The sequence below is a fragment of the Flavobacterium sp. R1_16 genome, from assembly GCF_057652095.1.
Genome location: NZ_JBYFCG010000001.1, coordinates 49,253 through 75,079, shown reverse-complemented (window position 1 = coordinate 75,079; position 25,827 = coordinate 49,253). Strand labels below are relative to the sequence as shown.

The window sequence follows — 25,827 nt, the reverse complement described above, 5'->3', positions numbered from 1 at the left end:
TGTTTAAAAGTTTAAGGTTTAAAGTTGTTTCTTTTTTGCTTAAACCCAATCAATAGGATTTTCTAATACTTTTACTAACTTTTCTTCTTCGCTTCCCACTTCAGGATGATGGTCATATACCCACTGCACATGTGGTGGTAAACTCATCAAAATGCTTTCTATTCTTCCGTTAGTTTTGAGTCCGAAAAGGGTACCTTTGTCGTGAACCAAATTGAATTCTACATAACGACCACGACGTATTTCTTGCCACGTACGTTTTGCGGCTGTGTATTCTAAATTTTTTCTTCTTTCAACAATGGGAACGTAAGCTTCAAGAAAACTGTTTCCAACTTCTGAAACAAAATTGAACCAATCTTCCATTTTCATGTCTTCACTTTCCTTACAATAATCGAAAAACAATCCGCCAATTCCACGAGCTTCATTTCGGTGTGCATTCCAAAAATAGGTATCGCATTGCTTTTTATATTTAGGATAAAATTCAAGACTGTGTTTGTCACAAGCCGTTTTACAGGTTTTATGAAAATGTTTAGCATCTTCTTCAAACAAATAATACGGCGTCAAATCTTGTCCGCCACCAAACCATGAATTAATTACATTGCCGTTATCGTCATACATTTCAAAATAACGCCAATTGGCATGAACCGTTGGTACCATTGGACTTTTAGGATGAATGACCAAACTCAATCCACAAGCAAAGAAATCGGCTTCGCCTACGTTGAATAATTTTTGCATCGAATCTGGTAATTTCCCGTGAACTGCCGAAATATTGACGCCGCCTTTTTCAAAAACATTCCCGTTTTCGATTACTCGAGTTCGTCCACCACCGCCTTCTGGTCGATCCCAAATGTCTTCACGAAATTTGGCAAAACCATCCACTTCTTCTAATTTGGAAGTGATTTGGTTTTGAAGTTGAAGAATGTATTGGTAGAATTTATCTTTCATTTTTCTCTTTATACATTTTTGTTAAAATCCAAACGATAAAAGTCAGACTAATAACATTTGGCAATATGCCGATAAGCCTCTCTCCTATATTTCCATCGCCAAAAAAAACTCTTTCCCAAGCACCTTTTGTTCCGAAAAAAGAAATAAATAAAATATAACCAAGCAATCCTAGTAAGAGTAAAATCAAATTTAATTTGTTGTATCGTTTTTGTAATCCTCGTAAGACTGATAACAAACCCAAATAACCACAAATACCTAAAGAAAAACAAAATAATATTGGAATTTTATCTAATAAATTAGATAGATTTATTTCCGATAAAGTAAACCAACCAAAAAGTAAAGTTAAAAACAACAAATACGTTGCGGGAATAAGACCCAATAAAACAAATAATATGTATAATTTTTTATTCACTATTTTTTATACTCCTTTACCGCTTCCACAAAAGCCTTAGCATGATCTACAGGAATATTAGGTAAAATTCCGTGACCTAAATTTACGATGTAACTGTCTTTTCCAAATTCATCTATCATTTCATGAACCATTTTTTTGATGGTAGGAATTGGAGAAAGCAAACGACTCGGGTCGAAATTTCCTTGCAAGGTAATATTGCCACCTGATAAATAACGAGCATTTCTAGCCGAACATGTCCAATCTACACCAAGTGCTGAAGCTTTAGATTTTGCCATATCATTCAACGCAAACCAACATCCTTTCCCAAAAACTATCACTTTGGTGTCTTCAGAAAGTGCTTCTACAATTTGGTTGATGTATTGCCAAGAAAATTCTTTGTAATCCACTGGTGACAACATTCCGCCCCAAGAATCGAAAATCTGAATAGCATTGCAACCTGCTTTTACTTTTTCTTTTAAATATAAAATAGTTGTATCCGTGATTTTTTGCAACAAAGTATGTGCCGCTACTGGATTAGAGAAACAAAACCCTTTAGCAGTATCAAAACTTTTAGAGCCTTTCCCTTCTACGGCATAGCAAAAAATAGTCCAAGGTGAACCTGCAAAACCAATTAATGGAACCTCATCGTTCAGCATTTCTTTGGTCAATTTCACCGCATCCATCACATAACCCAAGGTTTCTTGAATGTTGGGAATAAAAACTTGATTTACCTGCTCCATTGTACGGATTGGGTTTGGGATAATTGGCCCCAAATTGTCTTTCAACTCCACATGAATTCCCATAGCACGTGGCACCACCAAAATATCTGAAAATAAAATAGCGGCATCGGGTTTTACAATTCGGATAGGTTGAACTGTGATTTCAGCTGCTAATTCTGGCGTTTCACATCGGGTGAAAAAATCATATTTGTCGCGCAAAGCTCTAAATTCTGGTAAATATCTCCCCGCTTGACGCATCATCCAAACGGGTGGACGCTCCACAATTTCGTTATTTAAAGCTCTTAAAAATAGGTCGTTTTTGATCATTTTTATTTTTTTGCCACGAATTTCACGAATTATCACGAATTATTTCTCGCGAAGTCGCAAAGTCGCGAAGTTTTAATTGTTGTAATATGTTATAACTTCATCAATTACATTCTCAACGGAAGGTTCCTCAGCGATTATGATGTTATGTATTTCTTTTTCTTCTAATGCTTCTGCTGTGGTTTCGCCAATGCAAAAACAAATTTCGTTCTTAATTGTATTTGATTTTAAATAACTTTCTACTGCTGATGGGCTAAAGAATAGAATTCCATCGAGCTTTGTTGTTATCTTTTTGGGTATTAATTTGGTCTCGTACACTTCAATTTCATTGAAGGTGATTCCATTTTCTTTCAACGTATTTGGCAAAATCTCTCTTCGTAAATTTCCACAGAAAAAAGTATAACTTTCTTTGTTGTAAATCAATGAAATGATTTCGGCTAAATCGGAACTGTAATCTGCATCAACGAGTACATTGAATCCATTTTCTTCTAAAATGTTTTTTGTTTTTAAGCCAACACAAAAAACATTTTTGTCCCTAAGTTTCGTTATGAACTCTTCTTTTTTTGGATTATTTAAAACACTTTTAACTGCATTTTGACTGGAAAAAATTAAATTATCATTGACTTTTGACAGTTCAAAATTTTTGCTTTTTGTTTCGATAAAGTTTTCTTCTATTACCGAAATAGTGGAATCAACCAACAATTGCTTTTGGTGGGGTAAAAGCTTTTTAGTGGATAATATGTTAATAGATTTTGTCATTTTTTATTTTAAACCATTAAGGAACTGAGGGCAAAATTAATTACTTATTAGTTTAATTTTATTTCTTTAATTGTTGCTTTATTTCTGCCATCAACTCAATTCCACCGCCATTTAAAATTTCTTGTGCAGCGTAAAAACCTAACTTTTTCCATTCAGAAATAGGAACGTTCTTAGCTATCTCAAGTTTTTGTCTCCCGTCGATGGATAGTAAAACCCCTTTGAACTCAATTGTATCGTCGTCTTCGTTATATTTTGCAAGGGCTCCAATTGGTGCTGTACATCCGCCTTCTAAGGTTTTTAGAAATTGTCTTTCTATATGAGTACAGATTTCTGTTTCAATATCGTTAAGCTGAGAAACTGCGTCAATAGTAAAATTATCATTAGCCATGGCTACCACTACCATTGCTCCTTGTGCTGGCGCTGGAATCATCCAATCTAAAGCCTCCCCAACCCCTCCAAAGGAGGGGCTTTTGATTAGAATATTATCAGAATTATTTTTTAAAAAACCCAATCTTTCTAATCCTGCTGCTGCAAAAACAGCTCCGCTCCAATCATTTTCTGCGATTTTTTGCATTCTGGTGTTTACATTTCCACGTAAATCCACCACTTTATGATTGGGATATTTATTCCACCATTGTGCTTGACGGCGCAAACTTCCTGTGGCGATAGTAGCTTGAGATTGCAGAAAATCAGTATTCCCTTTGTGAACTAAAATGTCCAAAATATTCGCTCTTTCTAAAACAGCCGCTTGAATAATCCCTTTTGGAAGTGCTGTTGGAACATCTTTCATGGAATGCACGGCAATATCCACTTGACCATTAATCATGGCAATGTCTAAGGTTTTTGTGAAGATTCCAGTAATTCCAAGCTCGTAAAGTGGCTTGTCAAGAATGATGTCACCTTGAGATTTTACGGCAATAATTTCTGTTTTATAACCTAAATCGTTTAGACGTTTTTGAACTGTATTTGCTTGCCAAAGTGCTAATTCACTATCACGTGTTCCTATTCGTATGGTCTTACTCATGCTATTTTGAAGTAGCTTCTATTTGAAACACTTTTTCAATCCATTCGATGCTTTCGTCCACCATGGTATTGCTGTCTTTCAGATGATTGGCAAAATGTGTAGTAATTTTTTGAATGATTCTAGTACTAATGATTTCCGCTTGTTCTTCGTTAAAATCGGCAATTTTTTTGCTTTGAAAATCCAATTCAGAAGCTTTAATTGCATTGAGTTTCTCTTTCAAAGCATGAATTGTAGGTGCAAATTTTCTAGCTTTAGTCCAAGTTATGAATTCTTCTTTTATTTCTTCTATTATGGCTTCGGCAGCTGGAATATGTAGCTTTCTGTTTTCTAAGGTTTCATCTGTCAATTGTGACAAATAATCCATGTGAACCAAAGTAACTCCCTCTAAATCCTGAACATTTTGGTTCACATTTTTTGGGATGGATAAATCCAGAATCAACATTGGCTTTTTCAAATTAAGAATAGCTTTGTCAATTGTTGGGTTTTGTGCGCCTGTTGCTACAATAACTACATCGGCTTTTTGTAATTCGAGATGTAATTCTGAATAATCTTTAACGATCAAATTGAGCTTGGTCGCTAATTTTTCTGCTTTATCTTTAGTACGATTGATTAGAGTAATGTGCTCGTTTTTGGTGTGTTTTACCAAATTCTCGCAGGTGTTATGACCTATTTTTCCAGTTCCAAAAAGCAAAATATTCTTTTTACCAATGTCTTCTACATTCTTAATGATATACTGAACTGAGGCAAAAGATACCGAAGTAGCCCCGGTACTAATTTCTGTCTCGTTTTTTATTTTTTTGCTGGCTTGAATTACCGCATTGATTAATCTATCTAAAAAAGTATTGATTAAACCTAACGCTCTCGACTCGGCAAAACTGGTCTTTATTTGGCTAATGATTTCAAAATCACCTAAAATTTGACTGTCTAAACCTGTTCCTACACGAAACAAATGATTAATCGCTTCCTGATTTTTATAGACAAAACCTACTTTTTGAAAAGTTTCAATCGAGCCGTTGCTATTTTCGCAGATTAACTTAATTAATTGAAAGGGATGTTCAGCAAAACCATAAATTTCTGTTCTATTGCAAGTTGAAGTAACAATTAAACTTTCTATTCCTTCTGATTTAGCCTGCTCTAGCACACGTTTCTTTGCTTGAGCATCTAAACTGAACTTGCCTCTAATTTCGGCATCTGCTTTTTTATAGCTCAAGCCGACCGAGTAGAAATAGTGATGTTTTAATCCGTTAATATGCTCCATAAATTTAGTTACCTAAAACTTTAACAAAATTATTACTATCCTTTTTATAAAAATAACGCTTCAAGGACTATTTGTGTCGTTGTGAGACTTTTTAATAAAAAATAGTTTACAAGCGTTATTTATTTTAAATTTGTACTGAAATTAAGCAGTTTGAATTTATCTATGTAGATTAATTCTAAATAAAACCCTTAATTCTATTCAATTTCATTAAAAAAAATACCGCTATGGGTTCTCAAGAGATAATAACAATTGAAGATGATTTTACCCTAATTCGTTTTCAAAATGATGAAAATGAAACCTTTCGAGCCGAAAAGCAAATACGTCAGGGATTGATTCAATTTCATTTTGGTATAAAAGGAAAAGCTAAATTTATCTTTAATCAAGGGAATTATGCCTTAGACTTAAAAGAAGAAAAAGCCTTGCTATTGTATAATCCACAAAAAGAATTGCCGTTGAATTTGGAATTAGCTCCAAACTCTTGGGTCATCTCGGTAATAGTTTCTATAAAAAAATTCCACGCTCTGTTTTCTGCTCAAGCCGATTATATTCCGTTTTTGAGCATGGAAAATAAAGACAAAAAATATTATAACGAAAGTGATATCAGTCCTTCGATGTCCATCGTGTTGAGTCAATTATTTCATTACAATTTACATCCTTCTATAAAAAATCTGTATTATAAAGGTAAAGGTTATGAACTGTTGAGTTTGTATTTCAACCGAACCGAAGACCCAAATGCAGAGCAATGTCCGTTTTTAATTGACGAAGAAAATGTCATGAAAATTCGTAAAGCAAAAGAAATTATCATTTCGAATATGGCTGAACCGCCAGGACTACAAGAACTTGCCGACCAAGTGGGGTTGAATCTAAAAAAACTAAAAATGGGTTTCAAACAAATCTATGGCGATACGGTGTATGGTTTTTTGTTTGATTACAAAATGGATTATGCCCGAAAATTATTGGATAGTGGTTCCTATAATGTGAATGAAGTAGGCTTGAAAATTGGTTACAGTACAGGAAGTCACTTTATTGCTGCTTTTAAAAAGAAATTTGCCACCACACCAAAAAAATATTTGATGGCTATAAATCCAAATTCATAAACTGTTGATTCGTTAAATTTAGAGAACAATAAATAGAGTAAGTTTAATTACTTTTACAGAGATTCCTCATTCTTCGGAATGACAATAATGAAAAAAAATATCATACATAATGAAAGGAGTATTATTAGTAAATCTGGGTTCGCCAGAAAGTCCAACGCCAAAAGATGTAAAACCGTACTTAGATGAATTTTTAATGGATAAATACGTCATTGACGTTCCTTTTTTGTTGCGCGCTTTGTTAGTTCGAGGAATTATTTTACAAACGAGACCAAAAAAATCAGCTGAAGCCTATGCCAGAATTTGGACAGATGAAGGTTCGCCTTTGATTGTGATTTCTAAAAAAATGCATCAAAAAGTTCAAAAATTAGTTGATATTCCTGTCGCTCTAGCGATGCGCTATGGCACCATGACTATCCAAAGAAGCTTGCAAGAACTTAAAGATAAAGGCGTAACCGAAGTAATGCTTTTACCGCTATATCCGCAACATGCTATGGCTTCCACAACGACAATTGTAGTTTTGGCCGAAGAATTACGTCAGAAGTATTTTCCAGAGATGACTTTTACTAATGTACCTGCATTTTACAACAAACCCGATTACATTCAGGCATTAGCCAATTCGATAAAAAAGCATTTAACTGGATTTGACTATGATCATTTGTTATTCTCCTATCATGGAATTCCAAAACGTCATATTCGCAAAACTGACATCACTAAATCGCACTGTAAAATAGATGGTTCTTGCTGTAATACCCCTTCTCCAGCACACGAATTTTGCTACCGCCATCAATGTTATGAAACGACAAAACAAGTTGTAAAATTATTGGGGATTCCCGAGGGAAAATACAGTCAGACTTTTCAGTCGCGATTGGCGGGTGACAAATGGTTGACTCCTTACACCGATGTCGAAATCAACAAAATGCCAGAACAAGGAATTAAGAAATTAGCGGTAGTTACGCCAGCATTCGTGGCCGATTGTTTAGAAACCTTAGAAGAAATTGCTATGGAAGCCAATCACCAATTCAAAGAACATGGTGGTGAAGAATTCTTGGCTGTTCCATGTATGAATGACGAGGACGAATGGTGTGGCATTGTGGCGAATTGGATTGAAGATTTTAAACGAAGTAATTAGTAAATAGTGATTAGTAAATAGTTTTTTATATGTATGAATATTTAAAATCACTTCACCTCATCTTTGTTATCACCTGGTTTGCTGGGTTATTTTACATTGTTCGTTTGTTTGTATATCAAATTGAAGCTTCAGAAAAATCATCGCCTGAAAGAGAAATTTTGCAAAAACAATACAAAATTATGACCTATCGCCTGTGGTATATTATTACTTGGCCATCGGCAATATTAGCCAGTTTTTTTGCTTTTTGGATGTTGTTTTTCACCGATTTAGGAAAGGCTTGGTTACTTATGCCTTGGATGCACGTAAAGTTAGGATTTGTTTTCCTATTGTATTTGTATCATTGGAAATGCCATCAAATGTATTTGCAATTACAGAAAGACGAAATAAAGCACTCTTCCAATTTTATGCGTTTGTGGAACGAAGGCGCAACAATTATTTTGTTTGCCGTTGTGTTTTTAGTTATCTTAAAAAATGCCATCAACTGGATTTATGGAGTAGTTGGAATCATTTTATTTTCGGTTTTGATAATGCTTGGGTTTAAATTCTATAAAAGAATTCGCGAGAATAATAAATCATAATTATGCTAAAAGGATTCAAAATGTCAATGCTTTCCCTTCGAATTAGGATTTTCCTATCGATGATTGTGTTGATTTTGATTGCCTCTTTATTAATGGCTTCTATTTCTATTATACAGTTTAAAAACGAAGCCAAAGAATACCATCAAGAACGACTAGAACGAAAAGAAACAGCTATTAAAGAGCATATTAATTATGTGCTTTCTACTACAACCTATCCTTTGACTTCGAATAATTTACCTTTTATCTTCAAAGATAAAATTCATGAATTGGCGCAAATTCACAATTTAGAAATCAATATTTATAGCCTGAACGGAAAGTTACTAAAATCATCCAAAGCTTCGTTTTCTATTGATAGTGTCTCGCCTCCAATTCCGAAATATATTCTCAAACTGGTTCAATCTTCTATCGAAAAAAGGTATGTGGACATCAAAAATATTGACGGCGTAAAAAATCGTTCCTCTTACAGCCAAATTAAAGATGAAAAATTCAAACCTCTAGGAATTTTGAATTTACCTTATGTGGAAGATGATGGTTTTTATGACAAAGAATTACAAAGTTTCCTGATTCGATTGGGGCAAGTGTATTCGTTTATGTTGGTGATTGCTTTTGCTCTAGCCTATTTTCTTTCGACCTATATTACCCAATCCTTAAAAACGATTTCTGATAAATTAAGTGAAACGAGCTTGGAACAGAAAAACGAAAAAATTGTTTTGGAAGCCAATAGCAAAGAAATTAACTTACTAATTAAAGCCTACAACAGCATGGTGGATGAACTCGAACTAAGTGCAACGAAATTAGCGCAGAGTGAACGAGAAGAAGCGTGGCGAGAAATGGCAAAACAAGTGGCGCATGAAATTAAAAATCCGCTAACACCTATGCGATTAACGGTGCAAAGTTTCCAAAGAAAATTTGATGCTAATGACCCTGAATTGAAACAAAAACTAAAAGATTACTCCGAAACATTAATTCAACAAATTGATACAATGAGCTCTGTTGCATCAGCGTTTTCCAACTTTGCTTCGATGCCTGCCCAACAGAATGAGACCTTAAATGTGGTGGAAGTAGTCGAGTTGGCTTTGGATATTTTTAATGAAGATTACATTGTTTTTGAAAGTATGGAAGAAGAAATTATTTCCAAAATGGATCGAACACAATTGATTCGAATTATTACTAATTTAGTAAAAAATGCCATTCAGGCAATTCCACAAGAACAAAAAGAAAAATCGATTTTAGTGACTGTAAAAAGAGATGGAAACAATGTGCTCATTTCTGTTAAAGATAATGGTATCGGTATAGAAGAACAAAATGTTACACACATATTTGAGCCAAAATTCACCACAAAAAACAGTGGAATGGGACTTGGTCTAGGAATCATCAAAAACATTATAGAAAATTATAAAGGAACAATTACCTTTGAAACTGAATTTGGAAAAGGAACAGCATTCACGGTTTCACTTCCTATAATTAACTCCTAAATCAAGAAAAATGGACTACTCGACTCTTTTAATTACGTCAGAAAACTTTATCGCTACTATAACTATCAATCGCCCTGAAAAATTAAATGCTTTAAACAAAAAAACCATTGAAGAGTTGCGTCAGGTTATAGAGGCACTTGAAAAAGACACCGCTATAAAAGTAATTATAATTACAGGCTCTGGTGAAAAAGCATTTGTTGCTGGAGCAGATATTGCAGAATTTGCTAATTTTTCTACTTCAGAAGGAGCCAAATTGGCCCAACAAGGTCAAGAACTTCTCTTTGATTATATCGAGAATTTGACAAAACCTGTTATAGCTGCTGTAAACGGATTTGCACTTGGTGGAGGACTAGAGTTGGCCATGGCTTGTCATTTTAGAGTAGCTTCTGATAATGCAAAAATGGGATTGCCAGAAGTTTCATTAGGATTAATCCCAGGCTATGGCGGAACACAACGTCTACCCCAACTTATAGGAAAAGGACGTGCTATGGAAATGATTATGACTGCTGGAATGATTCCTGCTGATGAAGCCTTTAGAGCGGGTTTAGTAAATCATGTTGTTCCTCAAAATGAACTATTGGATTTTTGTAAGGGAATTGCCCAAAGAATTTGTAAGAACTCCCCCATTGCCATTGGTCAAGCGATAAAAGCTGTAAATGCCAATTATAAAGATGGTATAAATGGCTATACTACTGAAATAGAATTATTTGGAAACTGTTTTGGTACGGAAGATTTTAGAGAAGGTACCACGGCATTTTTAGAAAAAAGAAAGGCTGTTTTTATTGGAAAATAACTACTTATAACAACCTTAAACACAAATTATTCTTATCTCTCTCCTTCCCACTCCGCATAAAACTGAGACAGGAAAACTTCCATAAAATGATGTCTGTCTTTGGCAATTTGCTTTGCTGTTTCAGTATTCATTTTATCCTTCAAAAGTAACAACTTTTCATAAAAATGATTAAGTGTTGGTGCTTCTGAATTTTTATATTCCTCTTTAGTCATCCTAAGATTTGGAGCAATTGCTGGATTGTAAAGCGGTCTATTTTTGAATCCGCCATAATTGAACGTTCTAGCAATTCCAATAGCTCCAATAGCATCTAACCTATCTGCATCTTGAACAATATCTAATTCTTTTGAATGATATGTTTTAGAAAAATTTCCTCCTTTATAAGAAATATTTTCTATGATTGCGACAACTTGAGTGATTACCTCGTCAGGTACATTTTCAGCTTCTAAAAATTCACGAGCTAATCGTGGCCCGATAGTTTCATCACCATTATGAAATTTACTATCCGCAATATCGTGAAGTAGAGCACCAAGTTGAACCACTAATTTATCACATGTTTCACTCTTAGAAATCAGCAAGGCATTTTTATATACTCTTTCAATATGAAACCAATCGTGACCTCCCTCTGAATCTTTCAATTGTTGTTTTACAAAAAGTATTGTTTTAGATAGTAAATCGGTAGTACTCATAGCTATTATTCTTGACACAAAAATAGGATTAAAAAAACAAAATCCGCATTGCTGCGGATTTTGAAAATAATTGATTAAAATAATTTACTAATTCATTATTTTTTGTGAAACTACTTTTCCGTTTTCTAAAACGATTTTAGCTATATAAACCCCTTTAGAATAATTAAAATCTGAGGTAAATGCTTTTTCTAATTTAGTGTTGATATCAATTACGACTCTGCCAGAAACATCATAAACTGTAACCTTTTTTAAACCATCATTTGCTGCAATATTTAGTTTTTGATCTTTAATATAAGCTGTAGCACTTGTTTTTTCAAAATCGTTTGTCTCCAACATTCTATTGGTATTTTGCTCGTATAGAATTGTAAATCTATTGTTTTCTTCATGAGGTGACATACTAAATGTGTAAGGTCCTGATTGAAGATTATGATAATAGTCTTGTTTTTTATCATACAAATAAATTGGTGTTCCACTTGCAAATATTCCTTCTTTCTTTGTCATAGTTAATGTTAAAACTTGTGGCCCATTGACAGATTTCTTAACTCCAAGTGAAATTTCGTCTGATGAATCAAATGGGGCTCTTCCGTTAATTGTTAATCTATCCTTCTTATTTAAAGAATACAATTCGATTGTTGTTTCTCCCATTTTTCGGGCATCATACATTCTGTCCATATCATTGGTTGCTCCTTCAAGATGTCCTATTAAAATCTGGCTACTTTGACTGACTCCATCGGTTAGGTCAATCCAATAGCGATCTACAGCGGCTTTTCTAAAAAACATCGTGTTTCGATCTGTTGAACGCATATAATCTTTGAAAACTGCTGTTCCATTAGTCATCACCCTAACAAAGAAGCCTTGCCCTGAAGGTATTGTACCATCAGAAGGTGTTTGCCCATTTGCGGTAATTGTCGAACCCGTTAGATTCCACACTGCATAATCAGGATCCCGATAGGCTCCTGTTCCAGGGTATTGCGTAGCAGATGTCCAAAAGAATAAGGACCCTTCAAGATTTAAATTGCTTGGATCTTCTAAGAACTTTTTACCATCAACTGCGCAGGGATATGGATTAGCTAACAAAGCTCCATTGTTATAATTAGTTGGATTTGTGGAATAATTCTCCTGTGTTACAGGAATTGAGAAAATTCCATTATTAGCCGTTCCATTAATCTGCCATTCTGTAGGGTAGCCTGGAGTACCATCGTTCCATGGAGCGACATTACCTACTCGCAATATAAATCCTTTTCCAACTTGCATATCTCCCGCTGTTAAGGCTCTCCATCCTCCACCAGGTCCAGATTGTCTCCAATATCCAATATCGAATGGAGACGGTTTAGAACTTAACATGTTTTGAACAATAGGAGTTCCCCAATAAACGTAGTCCCACTTTCTTTTATTCCCTGTTGTTTTCTTATGTTCTATATAGGCTGTAGATGGTTTTTCGTCACATCTTTGTACTAAGTTTCCTGTATTTCTAACTATAATTTTACCCGTTCCTAATGTGGTTACCGTATTCAACGCTTCTATATAACCATTTTCTTCAATAGTAACAACTACATCTGTATTAACAGTCATATCATTACATTGAATATTTCCACCACCTCCAGTTGTAGAATAATTAGTATCCATCAAAACATCATTCTTAAAAGTTGGAGGAGTACTGTTAACCCAAATTGGATTTACAAATTTTTGCCAAGTAGTTCCATTCCATCGTTTTAATCCATCAGAAGCTCCAATGGTCACCCTAGACACATAAAATAAATTAGTTCCTGGCAAGCTATTCTTAAATGCGCTACCTGTTACTGAAGATGGCGCATCATTGTGTGCTGGGTTGAGAACCACTAAGTCATCAGATACTTTATTTTTATTAATGTCTCTGTGATAAATAAAACTAGAAGGATCATTGCAGTTTCCTGTAGTACTTACCCATGCTAACATTGCAATTGCTACTTTATAGGGTCCCGAGCATGTTGGACATAAAACACCTTGTACTGGAGTATTAATACCAGTAACAACACCAGAAGAATCAGTGTAATCTTTATATTTTGTAACGTTTGTTCCCAAACTTCCATTATAAGTTCCACTAGAAGTAGATCCTGAAGCATTTACTAATGGGGCCGGGAAATAAGAAACATTAAAAGGTTGATTTCCATTGATATTTAATGAGGAATTAAGTAACACAAACTTTCCATTGGTTGTCGCTGTAAAGAGTGATCCTGGTGTCGGTAAAGGAAAATCTGATTCAACAGGATTAGAAACTGTGGTAGAGTTATATACATAGTTCCAACTGCTACATCCACACACTTTATGAGTTCCTTTTGTAAAAACTTTGACCTCTGTTCCTACGTTAAAACTCAATCCTGGATCTTGAATGCCAAAATCAAAATTGGTGCTATTTGTACTTCCTAATGCTCCATCCATATTAAATACTCTGTTTAATCCAGCGATGGGATTATTGTTAACATCTTTTACCAAAACACCCATATAGGATTCGAAAATACCGCTGGTATTAACATTATTTGGAGTATAATTACCATCATTAGGATCTCTCTCGCCAACAGGTGTACTTCCCACTACAATTGTAAACGTTGCTTTGTAATTATTCCCAGAATTATTTCTAGTGATAACTGTCCCATCATTTAATTTTGCAGTATAATACAATTCAATAGTATAGGAACCACCGACACTAGTTGTTGTCCAAAGAGTAGCTAGGGTAGCTTGCTCAAATTTAGACACGCTTGTATCCCCACAAATTGTTCCGCTTACTTCAGATAAATTCATTGTTGTAAAACTTGGCACTACTCCACCGTTTTTATATATTCTATAATTTAAATATGTATCAGTTGCTGACACTGGACTTGCTGGACTTACTCCGTCAATAGAAAGTACCATTCCTCCTATTTTTAAAACCTGACCTGCAGTATAATTGCCTAAATATTTTCCATCCCAAGAACCACTCTGAACGGTCAATGCTGCACTACACGAATCATAACCCCCAGCCGTATAATTTGCAGGTGCAATGCCATTATCATAATATATCACATCCGAAAAAATATCTTGAGCCCTGATATCTATGTTTGCTTTATAATTTACACCACAATTATTCAAATATACTGTACCTCCAGCTTGCAACAAGTCTTTATCTCTTTCATAGTAAACCTCTATAGTATAATTACCTGGCAATGATGGAACTGTCATATTAAACAACGGTTTATTCCAAACTTTATCATTATTACTTGTATTGACTATTACCCCATCGGCATTGCAATCGGACAGCCAATTCATTGTAACTTGTGTAAAAGGAGTAGCGCCTGGACCCACACTAGTTAGATATACTCTATAATTCATTTTAGGATTAGTTCCATTTTGTACCCCTTTAGTAATTAAATAACCTCCTAATTGTAATGTTGCTCCAGGGCTAGTACTGCCCAAATATCTTCCATTCCATGTTCCTGTGCCAGCTGATTCCAAAGCACATGACATTGGAATCGAATTGTCTTCTAAGTAATATTTCTCCATTGCATTTGTCCCATTTTTGAAATAAATGCGATCGGAATAAAAATTAGTACTTGAAGTACTTGTACTTGTGGTAAAAGATACATTTGAACCATAGGCAATACCAGCTCCGTCAATAGCATAGGCTCTTACATTATAGGTTGTTCCTTGAGTTAAACCTGATAATGCTGCATTGTAACTTCCTGTTGTACCTGTAACAATTATTTTAGTGTTTGATATGGTTGGGTTAGCAGATGTGCTATGTACAAAACCTCTTTCAGTTATGGTACCACTACCCCCTGATGTTACGCTACCTCCAAGAGTAACATCATGACAAGCTAATCCAGATACTGCCGAAGTAGTTACTGTGGGCAGTGTTAAGGAAGAAGGAAATGCACTTGTAGTCGCTGAGTTAGAATAATACGTCCAACCCTCTGAATAAAAAGCATAATAATAAATTGTATCGGATGTTAGTCCAGTATCTGTAAAAGAAGAACCATTACTGTTGTAAATTACTAAATCTCCACCTATTGTTGAACTTACTGCATATCCAACACCATTTGTTGGCTGAGTAAACGTGGCATCTGTAGAACGAACAACCATTACATTATAGGTTGTGGCAACCCCAGATCTATCTCCAGTCCAACGCGTCCAATTTAAATCAATCGATGTAGAACCAGATGAAATTGCTGTTGGAGTTGGAGGTAATAAAGTAGTAAAAGTAGTTTGAGTACCATAGGAAGTTCCTATGGCATTAGTAGCATATGCTCTAACGTAGTAAAAAGTTCCAGGTGTTAAACCCGTCATATTAGCTGTATAAGATCCTGTGGTTCCAACAACCGACACTTTTGAATCTAAAATCGTTGGATTTGAAACAGTGCTATACACTAATCCTCTTTCAGTTATTGCTGAGCCTCCATCAGAAGTTACATTCCCTCCTGATTGAGCAACTGTAGCTCCTATAAAATCGACTGTTGTTGTAGCTGCTAAAGTAGGTGCAATAATTGCTACCGGAACAAAATAAGAGTAATTTGCTCCTGCATTATTATTAATATTTATAGTATAAAAATCAGCATTAGAACCATCGGCGGCTACATTCGCTGTGCCTGAAGTAAAAACGTAATATTTAACCGTCGCACCGGAAGTATTTATTGTATTTGGGATTATACCCGAATAACTAGTTCCTGAACCTGTTAATTTTACTACTGAAGAAGTTGAAAAATTATTATTAGTATATCTTAGATAGACATCTTGTCCTACAGGTAAACTTGCAGAAAGTGTTGCGGTAATGGTGCTATTGGTTCCAGCAGTCGCTCCTGGATTCGAAACTGCTGTGACCGTTATCGGTGTTCCTTGTATTTCAAAAACCAATAGTTGCTTTGACGTAGCTCCATTTGATTTAAAAACATAGCGATAAGTGGCAGGAGTATTAACATATGTTTTATATGCTTTCCCATTTCCTGAGTTCCAATCTTCTAATGTATAAGGAGTATTGCTAGGGGCTAATGAAATATCATTCGTTCCAGCTGGTCCATAACGGTTTGTTCCCGCTCCATTTGATACCCTATAATACCTATCTGCATTAAATGAATTTGCTAATACAATTACATACTTCCCAGTACCTGCAGGCATTTCAGTCATAGGCGTATAATTATTCCAACCAGCGGTTCCCCAACTATCTCCACTTTCAAAATGCGTTTGCCCATAAGAAGTATTAATTCCAACCAATAAAAATAGCACTGCAATAAAAACATATTGCACACTACAGAATTGTGTAATTAAAAAAGGTTTTAAAGTAAAATTTCTCATACTGCTCTATTTTTAATGATAAAAATCCATTTGTAAATAATCTTGAAAAAAAGAGACACAATCAAAGTATTGAACCATGCATCTTCTTTAGATAAAAACTATCTTTTTTCTTTTTATCTAAAAAAAGACTTGTTTTTTTATACTATTAATGATTTGGGGATTATAAATTTAAACTAAAAACATTTATAGTTTAACATAAAATACTTTAGTTTTCTAGCGAAAACGTTTTCGTGTTGATAAATTTCTGTAAATCAAAGGTTATTCGTACCGCTTTGGTAATAATTTACTTAAGATATTGATTTTTAAACTCTTGATTTAGAAATTTATCAAGGATATTTTTTAAATAATAGCTACTAAACTTTCTATTACAACACTGTTGTTATTCTTATTGAAAAAGTAGTTTCAACTTACTAAAGGCTGGTTATTTTATAAAACAAAAATCCCCTTCTCAACGAAGGGGATTTTTGTTTAGGCTTTTGAATGTTATTTAATAACTGCTGGCTCTACCCATTTAAAGATGTAAGACTCCTCAGGTATAACCAATCTCTCCGAAACTTTAGCCATTCGTGCGGGTAATTTCATGAGATAATCTCGCGCTTTTTCGGCTTCATCTGTCAACCCACCGATTTTATCAACCTCCCATTTATCAATAAGTTTTTGCATAATTTCAACATAATCATTTGCTGTGTACACGCCAATACGCTGAGCAGAGTCTGAAAATTGTTCGAAAGCAGAACTTATTTTTTGTCCTGACTCTCTTAAAAAATGAGCTGGCATAACAATTTTTTGTTTCATCATATAATTGAACGCTAACATCATCTCACTTGGATCGACTTTAAAAATTTGATTCACAAATTCGCTATACGCCAAATGATGTCTCATTTCGTCTCCAGCAATCATTTTACACATTTTAGACAATTTAGTATCGCCATAATTTTTTGCCAATTGGGAAACTCTGTTGTGTGAAATATAGGTTGCTAACTCCTGAAAAGAGGTGTAAACAAAGTTTTTATAAGGATCTCTCCCTGTTCCGATATCAAATCCATCATTAATTAGATGCTGGGTGGTCATCTCTACTTCACGCATATTAATACGCCCAGATAAATACAAATATTTATTGAGTACATCTCCATGACGATTCTCTTCACCCGTCCATTGACGAACCCACTTAGACCAACCGTTTCGTTCTACATTATCAACACCTTCAACATCCATAAGCCATGATTCATAGGTAGGCAAAGCTTCTTCGGTGATGGTATCACCAACCATTGCAACCCAAAAATCATAGGGTAAATCTTTTGCTATTTCTCGCAATTCTTTTACTTCTTCAAAAAAAGTAGTACTCTCTGAATCTGGTAAAAAATCAGAAGGCTGCCAAATTTTTTCTACGGGTATCAGATATTGATCAACAAATTCTTCCACCTTATTTTCTAGAAATTGCATTACTTCTAGTCGAATATTTTTGATAGACATTATTCTTTTTAGATTTAGGATTTTAGATTTTACCAAAACTAAAATCTGATTATATTATTTTGTTAGTATTCCTTGAACTATTGCTTGCTCTGTTTGTTTCATGATTTCATCAAATGACAAATCTTTTACAGAGAGAGCTTTATGAACGGTAAAGGTAATACGATTTCCTAAACCAAGTGGAAAAAATCCATATTTAAATAATTTCCATGAATTATTAATCGATACAGGCACTACATAAGCAGATGGTGCGTACTTGCACAAAATTTTCAATCCTGTTTGAGAAAATTCTTTTGGAATTCCTGTTTTACTTCTAGTTCCTTCTGGAAAAATAACCGCCGAACGTTTGTACAACTCTATATAGTCTGATAGTATTTTGATGGTTGGAACGGCTTGTTTAGGGTCTTTTCTATCTATAAGAACCGAGCCTCCATGACGTAGATTATAAGAAACACTTGGTATGTTTTTGCCTAATTCTTTTTTACTAACAAATTTTGGATGAAATTTCCTGAAAAACCATATCATCGCAACAATATCATATAAACTCTGATGATTGGCTACAAATATTATGGGAACACCTTTAGGAATTAACTCCCTATTTTCAACTTTATACGAAGTACCTAACAAGTGGCTAATTCTCAATAAAACTAAATTGAGATAATCTACACTTTTTTTATGAGCCTGATATCCTAATAGATTTAAACACAGCCATTGAATTGGATGAAAAATCAACAAAGTCAGGATGAAAAAAAGTATAGCAACTAGCGATAATGGATACGAAACAATTTTCTGCATTAGTAAAAAATATGAGCAAAAATAAGAAATATATTTTTGTTTGTTCTATTTTAGAAAAATAGAAAATTCTTTGTCAAATCTTCACTTGGAACTTAGGAAAAAATAAGTATTTTTACGAAAAATAAGTGTCATCCAAACGAAGCAAAAAATGAGTTCAGAAAAAGAAGCAAAGTTAAAAGCATTACAATTAACTCTTGATAAATTAGATAAAACGTACGGTAAAGGAACCGTAATGAAAATGGGGGACAAAGCTATTGAAGAAGTTGAAGTTATCTCTTCTGGTTCTTTAGGTTTAGATTTAGCATTAGGAGTTAATGGTTATCCAAAAGGGAGAATTATAGAAATATATGGTCCTGAATCTTCGGGTAAAACTACTTTAACATTACACGCCATCGCCGAAGCCCAAAAAGCAGGTGGAATTGCTGCTTTTATTGATGCAGAACATGCTTTCGATAGAAATTATGCTGAAAAACTTGGGGTTGACATCGAAAATTTAATCATTTCGCAACCTGATAACGGAGAACAAGCGTTAGAAATTGCTGAAAACCTAATCCGTTCAGGAGCTATAGATATTGTTGTTATTGACTCGGTTGCTGCCTTGACTCCAAAAAGTGAAATTGAAGGCGAAATGGGCGATTCTAAAATGGGATTACATGCTCGATTGATGTCGCAAGCTCTTAGAAAATTGACAGGAACCATTAGCAAAACGCATTGTACTGTGTTTTTCATCAACCAGCTGAGAGAGAAAATTGGTGTGATGTTTGGAAATCCAGAAACTACTACTGGTGGAAATGCATTAAAATTTTATGCATCCGTGCGATTGGATATTCGTCGCTCGTCTCAAATTAAAGATGGAGAAAATGTTATTGGAAATAGAACCAAAGTAAAAGTGGTTAAAAATAAAGTAGCACCACCGTTTAAAACTGCTGAATTTGATATCATGTATGGCGAAGGCGTTTCTAAAACTGGGGAAATCCTCGATTTAGCCGTAGAGTTTGAAATCATCAAAAAGGCAGGTTCTTGGTTTAGTTATGGCGAAACCAAATTAGGTCAAGGTCGTGATGCAGTAAAAGCTTTAATAAAAGACAATCCAGAATTAGCGGACGAATTAGAGGAAAAAATTAAAGCATACATTAAAGAAAATAACTCATAAAAAACGCCCTATTGGGCGTTTTTTTATTTTTGATAACGTAACAATTGATTTAAAATAATCGTTCGTACCTCATCTTTTACTTCTTTAATGTCTTTTTTACTTTCTATATTTTTCCCAATAGTTGAGACAAAAGAATGTACTTTGGCTCTCATTAATCCTGGACTACCGCTAAAAAAGGTATAAGAAAAACGTTTTTTGTTGTCTGGAAAAGTCATAGGAACAATAGGGATTTGATGTTCTATGGCTAAACGAAATGCCCCATCTTTAAATTCATCTAAAATGATGGATTCGTCCGCAGGAACGCCTCCTTCGGGAAAAATACAAATACTCAAACCTTGATTCAGTCTTTTTTGAGCTCTATTAAAAACTTCCATTCGACTTTTTTGACTTCCTCGATCAACCAAGATACAGGTTCGCTTATAGAAAAATCCAAATAAAGGAATTTTTGACAATTCTTTTTTACCCACAAAAACAAATGGATTTTTTACTACTGCCAACATCAACATAATATCCGCCATTGATGTATGATTGGCAACAAACATATAGCTTTTATCTTGCTCTATTTGCTGTTCTGCTTCTACTCTATAATAGAATCCAGAACCATATAAAATTACCTTTGCCCAGATTCTTGCCATAATGAAAAAATAAGGATACCATTTTTCTTTTAGGATAGAAACAATCAAAAAAGGCAACATTATGATAATAGGAATTCCCATCATAATATAAAACCAAACACGCCAAAGTGTCCAAAAAATGATTTTTACAATTTTCATGTTACCAAAAGTAAGAATTCAATTTTTATTTTTGGTAAAACATTTACCTTTGTAAAAATTAAGTTAATCATGGCCAAAATACTTACAGGAATTCAAAGCACTGGAACTCCTCATTTAGGAAACCTATTAGGCGCTATAATTCCTGCGATAGAATTATCTAATAAACCTGAGAATGAATCTTTTCTTTTTATTGCCGATTTACATTCTGTAACTCAAATAAAAGATGGAGCTGCCTTAAGAGCAAATACCTACAGTACGGCTGCAGCATGGTTAGCCTGTGGGTTGAATATCGATAAGGTCATTTTCTACAGACAATCTGATGTGCCTCAAACAGCAGAATTATCTTGGTATTTGAGCTGTTTCTTTCCCTATCAAAGATTAACTTTAGCACATTCTTTTAAAGACAAATCAGACCGACTAGAAGATGTCAATGCAGGTTTGTTTTCTTATCCAATGCTAATGGCAGCTGATATTCTATTATACGATGCTCAATTTGTTCCTGTTGGCAAAGATCAATTGCAACATATAGAAATTACTCGCGATGTGGCAGCGCGTTTCAATCACCAAATGGGAGAAACCTTTGTTCTACCTGAATCCTATCTGCAAGAAGAAACCAAATATATTCCAGGAACCAATGGCGGAAAAATGAGTAAATCAGCAAACAATATTATCAATATCTTTTTGGATGATAAAGCGTTACGTAAACAAATTATGTCAATTGAAACCGATAGTACTCCACTTGAAGAGCCAAAAAACACTGAAACTTGCAAGATTTTTGCTATCTATAAATTACTAGCAACCGACAGTCAAATTGAAATAATGACTGAAAAATACAAAAACACAAACAGAGATTTTGGTTACGGTCATGCCAAACAAGCTTTGTTTGAACTTATCGTGGAAAAATTCAAAACAGAAAGAGAAAAATACAACCATTATATGAATAATTTAGCTGAAATCGACCAAGCCTTGTTTCAAGGTGCAGAAAAAGCTAAAGTTGTCGCCAATGGTGTTTTGAATAGAGTTCGAGAAAAATTAGGGTTTAGCGCTTAAATCGCTTCAAATAATTTTCCTGGCAACGGTCGAATTACCCCTTTTAATTCCATATTTAAAAGAATTCCTGAGATTCTGTATATTGGAAAATCACAATGCAAAGCAATAGTATCTAGTAATTCTTTCCCATTTTTTTGAAGATAGTTATATATCTTTTGTTCGTCATCATCTAGAGTTACAAACAATTGCTTTTGTACTGGTTGGGTTGGGGTCTCAATATCCCAATTTAACATGTAAATTAAATCGGCTGCGCTAGAAAGTAAGTTTGCTTTTTGAGTTTTAATCAATGTATTGCAACCCTGACTGTATTTATCTGTTGTTCTGCCTGGAACTGCAAAAACATCTCGATTATAATCATTTGCCATCGTTGCAGTAATTAGCGAACCGCCTTTATCAGCAGATTCAATAACAATTGTTGCTTCAGAAATTCCAGCAACAATTCGGTTTCTTTTTACAAAATTTTCCTTTTCGGGATTGGACGAACTCCAAAACTCGGTCATAAAACCTCCATTTTCTTCTATTTTAGAAACATACTTTTTATGCGATTTAGGATAAATTTGATTCAATCCGTGAGCGAGTACACCTATGGTTTGTAAATTATGTTCTAAAGCCGCTTGATGAGCAACGATATCTACGCCATAAGCAAAACCACTCACAATAATTGGATTCAGCGGAGCCAAATCGGCGATTAATTTTTTACAGAATTCTGTTCCGTAAGAGGTAATTTGACGAGTGCCAACAATACTAATCGTTTTTCTATTGTTTAAATCAATATTCCCTGCTGAAAACAAAACAACCGGACCATCTATACAATGCTTTAACCGCTCTGGATAATTTTCATCTAAAAAATAAGAAACATTGATGGCATGAGTTGTTATAAACTTTAATTCTTTTTCTGCTTTTTCAAAAATCGATTTATCTTTTAGATTTTTGAGTAAAACAGTCCCAATTCCATCAATAGAGCCTAATTGTGTAGTTTTGGTTTTAAAAATTGCCGAAGGAGAACCACAATGGGTAAGTAATTTTTTGGCTATAATATCTCCAACTCCTTCAACTTGTAACAAGGCTAATACATGGAATAATTCTTCGTCGTTCATGATAACTATTTGAGGTTGAAAAATATAAAATTTTATGATAATTGTTAATAAAATTTGTGAATAAAATTTTGAAACATTCTCGCATTGTATAACTTTGTTTCTATGAAGATTGAACAATATATTTCGCAACTTTTATACAGACACCAGTGTGTAACTGTACCTGGATTTGGTGCTTTTTTGACTGAAATTCAGTCGGCTCACATGCACGAAAAAACAAATTCATTTTATCCGCCAAAAAAATTAATTTCTTTTAATTCTCATTTAAAGAATAATGATGGTTTATTGGCCAACCATATTTCTAACATAGAGAAAACAAGTTATGAAAATGCTGTTGCAGCCATCGAAAGTGAAGTTGTTATTTGGAAAAGTATTCTTCAGGTAAATGAAAAATTTTCATTGAAAAACATTGGTGAACTTTCATTGAATGCTGAAAAAAATTTAGTGTTTACCCCTTCTGAGAATATCAATTATCTTACCGAATCTTTTGGATTAAACTCATTTGTTTCTCCATTAATTAAAAGAGAGGTTATTACCAATCTTGAACATAAATCTGAGGATGTTGTTGTTGTAACTAAAAAAGTAGAACCAATTACTTTGATTCCTCAGGAGACTAGAAATAGACCTTATTTAAGATATGCTGCTGTTCTTATGCTAGCGTTGTCAGTGGCAGGTAGTATTGGCTATAAATTATACCAAGACCACGTTGCAGAAGAAACTTTATTAGTAGAAAAAGCAGTTCAAAAACAAGTACAAAATAAAATTCAAGAGGCTACTTTCTTTATTGAAAATCCTATTCCTTCTGTTACACTTACCGTAAAGGAAGAAAAACTATCGTATCATGTTGTTGCAGGTGCTTTTAGAAATGAAGAAAATGCAGAAAAAATATACGATGAATTAATAGAAGTAGGATTCAAAGCACGCAGAATCGCTCCAAATAAACATGGATTATTTCCTGTTTTATACGGAAGCTATGCCACTTATGAAGAAGCTCAAAAAGCCATGAGTGACATTCACAAATCAGTTAATCCTGATGCTTGGTTATTAATTAAAGAACTTTAAATAACATCCCGTTTTACAGCGGGATTTTTTTTGCACTGTAATTCCTATCTTTGACTTAAAAAAATGCAACCAAAATCTCCTTCAGAATCGTTGACGGTATTAACCGATTTAGTTTTACCCAGCGAAACCAATCCTTTGAATAATCTTTTCGGTGGTGAATTATTGGCTCGTATGGATCGGGCAGCGAGTATTACTGCAAGAAGACATTCCAGAAGAGTTGCAGTAACTGCTTCTGTAAATCACGTTGCTTTTAACCGAGCTATTCCTCTTGGCAGTGTGGTTACCATTGAAGCAAAAGTCTCTAGGAGTTTTAAAAGTTCGATGGAAATTTACATTGACGTTTGGATTGAAGACCGCGAAACAGGAATTAGAAGCAAAGCTAACGAAGCCATCTACACATTTGTAGCAGTAGACGACACAGGACAACCTGTTGAAGTTGCTCCAATTGTTCCCGAGACCGAACTGGAAAAAGAACGATTCAATGCTGCTTTACGCAGAAAACAACTAAGCTTAGTACTTGCAGGCAAAATGAATCCACACGATGCTACTGAGTTGAAGGCGCTGTTTGCCTAAAACTCAACATTTTTATATAAAAAAACAGCTTTCATATCTTACAAGAAAGCTGTTTTTGTATTTATCGAAAATCGAACTACATATTAAACAACCAACTCGCTGGATTGTTATAGGTTGTATTTTGAGATATGGTAAACTTCAATACGGTTTTCCCCGTATCGCCATTGGTTCTTATTCTTCCAATCGTTTCCTTAATCGATACTTTATCTCCTTTACTAACGCTGACACTACTCAAATTTTGATATACGGTAAAATAGTCTCCATGCTGAATCATCACAGCCTTATTCACCGGAGATAATATCATCACACTAATGACTTCTCCACCAAAAACAGCTCTAGCGTTGGCTCCTTGATCGGTGGTGATTTCTACACCGCTATTGTGAACTATCAATGTTTTGTATATTGGATGCGGCTGATCTCCGTAAGCCAACGACACAAATCCTTTTTCTACTGGCCAAGGTAATTTTCCTTTATTAGCCTTAAAATTATTTGCAATAAGCTGCCCTTCTGATGTTAAAACTATTTTTGTAGAAGTCTCAATTGCTTTGGATTCAGCATTAGAGGTTTCTTTAGAAACTGTTTTTGGACTGTTAGGCGCTGTTTTTCTATTGGCTTCGGCTGTCTTTCTGTTGGCTTCAGCAGTTTTTTTATTGGCTGCTGCAATAGCTGCTTTTATCAATTTTTGTATCTGATTGTCAATTGCTCTTGTTTCTTGCTGTTTTTTCTTAATTTCAGCAATGATTTGTTTTTTATCTTTTTTTATTGATTTAGCTATCTCTTGTTGTACCTGTTTCTCTTTTTCAAGCTCTGCTTTTTCTTTTTGATTTTCTTCTAATAATTTTTGCTTTTCGGTTTTTTGAACACTTATTTTTTCATTATACCCCTCAAGTTCTTTAGTTTTATTTTTGATTTCCTCCCCTTGAACTTTTCTGTAACTAGCATATTGCTTCATGTATTGCGCTCTTTTGTAGGCTTGTAAAAAATTTTCTGAGGACAATAAAAACATTGCTCTACTTTGTTCCGAACGGCTTTTATATGACTTTACAATCATGTTGGCATAATCTTCCTTAAGAAGCACCAACTCTCTTTTAAGTCTATTAATGTTAATTTGATTAATATACATATCATTACTCAACAACTTGGTTTGTTTTTCGGTGGTGTTGATTAATTTTTCCTTAAGCTTAATTTTTTCTGTTTGAAGAACCAGCTGTTTAGTTACCGTTTTCTCTTTAGATTGAACGTTTTGCAATTGCTCTTCTTTTTCTCGAATTTCTCTGAGAATTTCCGCTTTGCGTTGTTCTAATTTTTCTTGCTGACTAACCTGACTCCATGAAAATGAAATCGTTAATAAAAATATCAAGCTTAAAATAAATTTTAGCAT

General features: G+C 34.3%; 22 protein-coding genes. 9 read left to right on the top strand and 13 right to left on the bottom strand.

Annotation, left to right across the window (positions count from 1 at the left end):
* Positions 1 to 39 precede the first annotated feature (39 nt).
* The 6 genes from hemF to hemA form a co-directional block, all read right to left on the bottom strand.
* Positions 40 to 942 carry an oxygen-dependent coproporphyrinogen oxidase gene (hemF, locus tag AC23L6_RS00315; RefSeq protein ID WP_487560292.1) on the bottom strand — a complete coding sequence of 301 codons (903 nt, stop codon included), beginning with the start codon at positions 940 to 942 and terminating at the stop codon, positions 40 to 42.
* Complete coding sequence (locus AC23L6_RS00310) at positions 932 to 1,354, bottom strand: hypothetical protein (protein ID WP_487560291.1); 423 nt, start codon at positions 1,352 to 1,354, stop codon at positions 932 to 934. Before AC23L6_RS00310 ends, hemF begins: the two co-directional genes overlap by 11 nt.
* Complete coding sequence (gene hemE / locus AC23L6_RS00305; protein WP_487560290.1) at positions 1,354 to 2,379, bottom strand: uroporphyrinogen decarboxylase; 1,026 nt, start codon at positions 2,377 to 2,379, stop codon at positions 1,354 to 1,356. Before hemE ends, AC23L6_RS00310 begins: the two co-directional genes overlap by 1 nt.
* A gap of 72 nt (positions 2,380 to 2,451) precedes the next feature.
* Positions 2,452 to 3,135 (bottom strand): uroporphyrinogen-III synthase, encoded by a 684-nt coding sequence (locus AC23L6_RS00300; RefSeq protein ID WP_487560288.1) that lies wholly within the window; start codon positions 3,133 to 3,135, stop codon positions 2,452 to 2,454.
* A 58-nt stretch (positions 3,136 to 3,193) separates the two neighbouring features.
* Positions 3,194 to 4,159, bottom strand: coding sequence for a hydroxymethylbilane synthase (gene hemC / locus AC23L6_RS00295; RefSeq protein ID WP_487560287.1), 966 nt, complete (start codon positions 4,157 to 4,159; stop codon positions 3,194 to 3,196).
* A 1-nt stretch (position 4,160) separates the two neighbouring features.
* Positions 4,161 to 5,417 carry a glutamyl-tRNA reductase gene (hemA, locus tag AC23L6_RS00290; RefSeq protein WP_487560286.1) on the bottom strand — a complete coding sequence of 419 codons (1,257 nt, stop codon included), beginning with the start codon at positions 5,415 to 5,417 and terminating at the stop codon, positions 4,161 to 4,163.
* A 224-nt stretch (positions 5,418 to 5,641) separates the two neighbouring features.
* Here hemA and AC23L6_RS00285 point away from each other — a divergent pair, with 224 nt between their 5' ends.
* From AC23L6_RS00285 to AC23L6_RS00265, 5 genes are all read left to right on the top strand, one after another.
* Positions 5,642 to 6,514: a helix-turn-helix domain-containing protein gene (locus tag AC23L6_RS00285; protein WP_487560285.1), complete on the top strand. Its 873-nt coding sequence runs from the start codon at positions 5,642 to 5,644 to the stop codon at positions 6,512 to 6,514.
* A gap of 109 nt (positions 6,515 to 6,623) precedes the next feature.
* A complete protein-coding gene (gene hemH, locus AC23L6_RS00280; RefSeq protein WP_487560284.1) occupies positions 6,624 to 7,643 on the top strand; it encodes a ferrochelatase in 1,020 nt (339 codons plus the stop codon).
* 29 nt (positions 7,644 to 7,672) lie between these two features.
* Positions 7,673 to 8,221: a CopD family protein gene (locus AC23L6_RS00275; protein ID WP_487560283.1), complete on the top strand. Its 549-nt coding sequence runs from the start codon at positions 7,673 to 7,675 to the stop codon at positions 8,219 to 8,221.
* A gap of 59 nt (positions 8,222 to 8,280) precedes the next feature.
* Complete coding sequence (locus AC23L6_RS00270; RefSeq protein ID WP_487560876.1) at positions 8,281 to 9,696, top strand: ATP-binding protein; 1,416 nt, start codon at positions 8,281 to 8,283, stop codon at positions 9,694 to 9,696.
* A 10-nt stretch (positions 9,697 to 9,706) separates the two neighbouring features.
* Entirely contained in the window at positions 9,707 to 10,489 is a 783-nt protein-coding gene (locus AC23L6_RS00265; protein ID WP_487560282.1) for an enoyl-CoA hydratase/isomerase family protein, read from the top strand.
* A 32-nt stretch (positions 10,490 to 10,521) separates the two neighbouring features.
* On the opposite strand, the gene AC23L6_RS00260 is transcribed toward AC23L6_RS00265, so the two are convergent.
* From AC23L6_RS00260 to AC23L6_RS00245, 4 genes are all read right to left on the bottom strand, one after another.
* On the bottom strand, positions 10,522 to 11,175 hold the full coding sequence (locus tag AC23L6_RS00260; RefSeq protein ID WP_487560875.1) for an HD domain-containing protein: 654 nt from the start codon (positions 11,173 to 11,175) through the stop codon (positions 10,522 to 10,524).
* Positions 11,176 to 11,262: 87 nt separating this feature from the next.
* Positions 11,263 to 16,476: a T9SS type A sorting domain-containing protein gene (locus tag AC23L6_RS00255; RefSeq protein ID WP_487560280.1), complete on the bottom strand. Its 5,214-nt coding sequence runs from the start codon at positions 16,474 to 16,476 to the stop codon at positions 11,263 to 11,265.
* Between the two features lie 483 nt (positions 16,477 to 16,959).
* Positions 16,960 to 17,949 (bottom strand): acyl-ACP desaturase, encoded by a 990-nt coding sequence (locus AC23L6_RS00250; protein WP_487560279.1) that lies wholly within the window; start codon positions 17,947 to 17,949, stop codon positions 16,960 to 16,962.
* Between the two features lie 54 nt (positions 17,950 to 18,003).
* Positions 18,004 to 18,741 carry a lysophospholipid acyltransferase family protein gene (locus tag AC23L6_RS00245; RefSeq protein ID WP_487560278.1) on the bottom strand — a complete coding sequence of 246 codons (738 nt, stop codon included), beginning with the start codon at positions 18,739 to 18,741 and terminating at the stop codon, positions 18,004 to 18,006.
* A gap of 148 nt (positions 18,742 to 18,889) precedes the next feature.
* Between AC23L6_RS00245 and recA the strand changes: the two genes are divergently transcribed.
* Positions 18,890 to 19,894: a recombinase RecA gene (gene recA, locus AC23L6_RS00240; protein ID WP_487560277.1), complete on the top strand. Its 1,005-nt coding sequence runs from the start codon at positions 18,890 to 18,892 to the stop codon at positions 19,892 to 19,894.
* Positions 19,895 to 19,917: 23 nt separating this feature from the next.
* Here the strand turns inward: recA and AC23L6_RS00235 are convergent, their stop codons facing one another.
* On the bottom strand, positions 19,918 to 20,667 hold the full coding sequence (locus tag AC23L6_RS00235) for a lysophospholipid acyltransferase family protein (RefSeq protein WP_487560276.1): 750 nt from the start codon (positions 20,665 to 20,667) through the stop codon (positions 19,918 to 19,920).
* A 69-nt stretch (positions 20,668 to 20,736) separates the two neighbouring features.
* On the opposite strand from AC23L6_RS00235, the gene trpS reads away from it, so the two are divergent.
* Entirely contained in the window at positions 20,737 to 21,717 is a 981-nt protein-coding gene (trpS, locus tag AC23L6_RS00230; protein WP_487560275.1) for a tryptophan--tRNA ligase, read from the top strand.
* On the opposite strand, the gene dprA is transcribed toward trpS, so the two are convergent.
* On the bottom strand, positions 21,714 to 22,814 hold the full coding sequence (gene dprA, locus AC23L6_RS00225) for a DNA-processing protein DprA (protein WP_487560274.1): 1,101 nt from the start codon (positions 22,812 to 22,814) through the stop codon (positions 21,714 to 21,716). The genes trpS and dprA overlap by 4 nt on opposite strands.
* A 102-nt stretch (positions 22,815 to 22,916) precedes the next feature.
* Here dprA and AC23L6_RS00220 point away from each other — a divergent pair, with 102 nt between their 5' ends.
* A complete protein-coding gene (locus AC23L6_RS00220) occupies positions 22,917 to 23,873 on the top strand; it encodes an HU domain-containing protein (RefSeq protein WP_487560273.1) in 957 nt (318 codons plus the stop codon).
* Positions 23,874 to 23,936: 63 nt separating this feature from the next.
* Positions 23,937 to 24,446: an acyl-CoA thioesterase gene (locus AC23L6_RS00215; RefSeq protein ID WP_487560272.1), complete on the top strand. Its 510-nt coding sequence runs from the start codon at positions 23,937 to 23,939 to the stop codon at positions 24,444 to 24,446.
* A 76-nt stretch (positions 24,447 to 24,522) separates the two neighbouring features.
* Here AC23L6_RS00215 and AC23L6_RS00210 read toward each other — a convergent pair whose 3' ends face one another.
* Entirely contained in the window at positions 24,523 to 25,827 is a 1,305-nt protein-coding gene (locus AC23L6_RS00210) for a murein hydrolase activator EnvC family protein (RefSeq protein ID WP_487560271.1), read from the bottom strand.